The organism is Mycobacterium sp. TH-M103 (assembly GCF_057473785.1).
Window position 1 is genome coordinate 1 of sequence record NZ_JBYCLG010000268.1, and the last position, 4818, is coordinate 4818.

At 70.0% G+C, this 4818-nt stretch carries 4 protein-coding genes; all 4 read left to right on the plus strand.

Going from position 1 to position 4818, the window contains the following annotated elements; all coding sequences use genetic code 11:
* Positions 1-885: NADH-quinone oxidoreductase subunit D (locus tag AC2VOR_RS15175; protein ID WP_486964055.1), on the plus strand; the 885-nt coding region annotated here is incomplete at its 5' end.
* Positions 882-1640, plus strand: a complete 759-nt coding sequence (nuoE, locus tag AC2VOR_RS15180; protein WP_369739853.1) for an NADH-quinone oxidoreductase subunit NuoE — start codon at positions 882-884, stop codon at positions 1638-1640. The genes AC2VOR_RS15175 and nuoE, both read left to right, overlap by 4 nt.
* On the plus strand, positions 1637-2953 hold the full coding sequence (gene nuoF / locus AC2VOR_RS15185) for an NADH-quinone oxidoreductase subunit NuoF (protein ID WP_369739855.1): 1317 nt from the start codon (positions 1637-1639) through the stop codon (positions 2951-2953). The genes nuoE and nuoF overlap by 4 nt, the downstream gene beginning before the upstream one ends.
* Positions 2954-2960: 7 nt before the next feature.
* Positions 2961-4818 (plus strand): NADH-quinone oxidoreductase subunit G (locus AC2VOR_RS15190; RefSeq protein ID WP_486964056.1); only part of this gene is annotated, 1858 nt, incomplete at its 3' end.

Genomic DNA, 4818 nt, shown 5'->3' on the forward strand with positions numbered 1-4818 from the left:
GCCCTGGCCACCGGCGGCATGGAACTGGGCGCGATGACCCCGATGTTCGTCGGCTTCCGGGGCCGCGAGATCGTGCTCAAACTCTTCGAGTCGATCACCGGCCTGCGGATGAACAGCGCCTACATCCGGCCCGGCGGCGTGGCGCAAGACCTCCCGCCCAACGGGGTCGACGAGGTCGCGGCCGCCCTCGAGGAATTGCGTCATCCGCTGCGTGAGATGGGCGCCCTGCTCAACGAGAACGCCATCTGGAAGGCCCGCACCGAGGGCATCGGCTACCTGGACCTGACCGGCTGCATGGCGCTGGGGATCACCGGCCCGATACTGCGGTCCACGGGACTGCCGCACGACCTGCGCAAGAGCGAGCCGTACTGCGGATACCAGAACTACGAGTTCGACGTGATCACCGCCGACACGTGTGACGCCTACGGGCGCTACATGATTCGCGTGAAAGAGATGTGGGAGTCGATGAAGATCGTGGAGCAGTGTTTGGACAAACTGCGGCCGGGTCCGACGATGGTCGAGGACCGCAAGATCGCCTGGCCGGCCGATCTGAAGGTGGGCCCCGACGGCATGGGCAACTCGCAGGAGCACATCGCCAAGATCATGGGCAGCTCGATGGAGGCGCTGATCCACCACTTCAAGCTCGTCACCGAGGGCATCCGGGTGCCCGCGGGCCAGGTGTACAGCGCGGTCGAATCGCCCCGCGGCGAGTTGGGCGTGCACATGGTCAGCGACGGCGGCACCCGCCCCTACCGGGTGCACTACCGGGACCCGTCGTTCACCAACCTGCAGTCGGTCGCCGCGATGTGCGAGGGCGGAATGGTCGCCGACCTGATCACCGCGGTCGCCAGCATCGACCCGGTCATGGGCGGGGTGGACCGATGACAGGTGCCCAGGGGCAGCCCGTGTTCATCCGGCTGGGCCCGCCGCCCGAGGAGCCCAACGCGTTCGTGGTCGAGGGCGCGCCGCAGTCCTACCCCCCTGAGGTGCGGGCTCGGTTGGAGGTCGACGCCAAGGAGATCATGGGCCGCTACCCCGAGAAGCGCTCGGCGCTGCTGCCGCTGCTGCACCTGGTGCAGGCCCAGGATTCCTACCTGACTCCGGCCGGTCTCGAATTCTGCGGTGAGCAGCTGGGATTGACCGGGGCCGAGGTGTCGGCGGTGGCGAGCTTCTACACGATGTACCGTCGCGGACCCACCGGCGACTACCTCGTCGGGGTCTGCACGAACACGCTGTGCGCCGTCATGGGCGGCGACGCGATCTTCGAGAGCCTCAAAGAGCACCTCGGCATCGGCAACGACGAGACGACGGCCGACGGCTCGGTCACGCTACAGCACATCGAGTGCAACGCCGCCTGCGACTTCGCCCCGGTGGTGATGGTCAACTGGGAGTTCTTCGACAACCAGACCCCGGAGTCGGCGCGCGAACTCGTGGACTCGCTGCGCTCGGGCACGCCGGCGCCGCCGACCCGCGGCGCCCCGCTGTGCGCCTTCCGGGAGACGTCGCGCATTCTGGCCGGCCTGCCCGACGAGCGGCCGGACCAGGGGCAGGGCGGGGCCGGCGCCGCGACGCTGGCCGGGCTGAAGGTGGCGCGGGAACTGGGCATGGAGGCGCCGGCAGCGTCGGAAGGCCAGTCATGAGCACCCCGCTGACCCCGGTCCTCAGCCGCTTCTGGGACGACCCCGAGTCGTGGACGCTGGACACCTATCTGCGCAACGACGGCTACCAGGCGATGAAGAAGGCCCTGGCGATGGACCCCGACGCGGTGATCGCCACCGTCAAGGACTCCGGGTTGCGCGGGCGCGGTGGCGCGGGCTTCTCGACCGGCACCAAGTGGTCGTTCATCCCGCAGGGCGACTCCGGGGCGGCCGCCAAGCCGCACTACCTGGTGGTCAACGCCGACGAGTCGGAACCCGGTACGTGCAAAGACATCCCGCTGATGCTGGCCACCCCGCACGTGCTGGTCGAGGGCGTCATCATCGCGGCGTACGCGATCCGTGCCCACCACGCGTTCATCTACGTGCGCGGGGAGGTGCTGCCGGTGCTGCGCCGCCTGCAGAACGCGGTGGCCGAGGCCTACGCCGCCGGATACCTGGGCCGCGACATCAACGGCTCGGGCTTCGACCTGGAGTTGGTGGTGCACGCCGGGGCGGGCGCCTACATCTGCGGTGAGGAGACCGCGCTGCTGGACTCGCTGGAGGGCCGGCGCGGCCAGCCGCGGCTGCGGCCGCCGTTCCCCGCGGTGGCCGGACTCTACGGCTGCCCCACCGTGATCAACAACGTCGAGACGATCGCCAGCGTGCCGGCGATCATCCACCACGGCGTCGAGTGGTTCCGGTCGATGGGCAGCGAGAAGTCGCCCGGCTTCACGCTGTACTCGCTGTCCGGGCACGTCACCCGGCCCGGCCAGTACGAGGCCCCGCTGGGCATCACGCTGCGCGAGTTGCTCGGCTACGCCGGCGGCGTGCGGTCCGGGCACCGGCTCAAGTTCTGGACGCCCGGCGGGTCGTCGACCCCGCTGCTGACCGACGAGCACCTCGACGTGCCGCTGGACTACGAGGGCGTCGGCGCGGCCGGCTCGATGCTGGGCACCAAGGCGCTGGAGATCTTCGACGAGACCACCTGCGTGGTGCGCGCCGTGCAGCGCTGGACCTACTTCTACAAGCACGAGTCCTGCGGAAAGTGCACGCCGTGCCGGGAGGGCACCTTCTGGCTCGACCAGATCTACGAACGCCTGGAAACCGGCAAGGGTACGCCCGAGGACATCGACAAACTGTTGGACATTTCCGATTCGATCCTGGGAAAGGCGTTCTGCGCGTTGGGCGATGGCGCCGCCAGCCCGGTGATGTCGTCGATCAAGTACTTCCGCGACGAATACGTCGCGCACGTCGAGGGCGGCGGGTGCCCGTTCGACCCCAAAGACTCCATGCTGAACCCCAACGGAAAGGTGTGACCGTCACATGACGGCTGCGGCCAAACCCGAGACCGGCGGCGAGGTGAGCCGACCCGAGATGGTGACGCTGACCATCGACGGTAACGAAATCAGCGTTCCGAAGGGGACTTTGGTTATCCGCGCCGCCGAGCTGATGGGCATCCAGATCCCGCGCTTCTGCGACCACCCCCTGCTGGACCCCGTCGGCGCGTGCCGGCAGTGCCTGGTCGAGGTCGAGGGGCAGCGCAAGCCGATGGCCTCGTGCACCACGGTCGCCACCGACGACATGGTGGTGCGCACCCAGCTGACCTCCGAGGCCGCCGACAAGGCCCAGCACGGCGTGATGGAACTGCTGCTGATCAACCATCCGCTGGACTGCCCGATGTGCGACAAGGGCGGCGAATGCCCGCTGCAGAACCAGGCGATGTCCAACGGCCGCGCGGACTCCCGCTTCACCGACGTCAAGCGCACGTTCGCCAAACCGATCAACATCTCCTCGGAGGTGCTGCTGGACCGGGAACGCTGCATCCTGTGCGCGCGCTGCACCCGGTTCTCCGAGCAGATCGCCGGTGACCCGTTCATCGATATGCAGGAGCGGGGCGCCCTGCAGCAGGTCGGCATCTACGCCAACGAGCCGTTCGACTCCTACTTCTCGGGCAACACGGTGCAGATCTGCCCGGTGGGCGCGCTGACCGGGATGGCGTACCGGTTTCGGGCGCGCCCGTTCGACCTGGTCTCCAGCCCGAGCGTGTGCGAGCACTGCGCCTCGGGTTGCGCGCAGCGCACCGACCACCGCCGCGGCAAGGTGCTGCGGCGCCTGGCCGGTGACGACCCCGAGGTCAACGAGGAGTGGAACTGCGACAAGGGGCGGTGGGCGTTCAACTACGCGATCGCCCCGGATGTCATCGCCACCCCCCTGATCCGCGGCGAAGACGGCGTGCTGACGCCCGCGTCGTGGTCGCACGCGATGGCGACGGCGATCCGGGGCCTCGATGCGGCCCGCGGGCGCACCGGCGTCCTGGTCGGCGGCCGCGCCACCTTGGAGGACGCCTACGCGTACTCCAAATTCACCCGAATCGTGTTGGACAGCAACGACATCGACTTTCGCGCCCGTCCGCACTCGGCCGAGGAGGCCGCTTTCCTGGCGGCGCGGATCGCCGGCCGCCGCGACGTCGGCTACGCCGATCTCGAATCCGCGCCGGTGGTGCTGCTGGTCGGGTTCGAGCCGGAAGAAGAGTCGCCGATCGTGTTCCTGCGGCTGCGCAAGGCGGCCCGCAAGCGCGGCGTCCCGGTGTACGCGGTCGCGCCGTTCGCGACCCGCGCGCTGCACAAGATGGCGGGCCGGCTGCTGCAAACCGCACCCGGCGCCGAAGCGGCCACGCTGGACGGCCTGACCACCGGCGAGGTGGGCGAGCTGCTGTCGGCTCCGGGCGCGGTCATCATGCTCGGCGAGCGCCTGGCCGCGGTGCCCGGCGGATTGTCCGCCGCCGCGCGGCTCGCCGACGCCACCGGGGCCCGGCTGGCGTGGGTGCCACGGCGGGCCGGCGAGCGCGGCGCACTCGAGGCCGGCGCGTTGCCCGGCCTGCTGCCCGGTGGCCGCCCACTGGACGACGAGGCCGCCCGCGCGCAGATCGCCGCGGCCTGGAACGTCTCCGAACTGCCTTCCGCCCGTGGACGCGACGTGGACGGCATCCTGGCCGGCGCCGCCGACGGCACGCTGGGGGCACTGGTGGTGGGCGGTGTCGAACCCGACGACTTCGCCGACCCCGCAGCAGTGCTGGCCGCGCTGGACGCCGCCGGGTTCGTGGTCAGCCTGGAGCTGCGGCACAGCGCCGTGACCGAGCGCGCCGACGTGGTGTTCCCGGTCGCGCCGACGACGCAGAAGG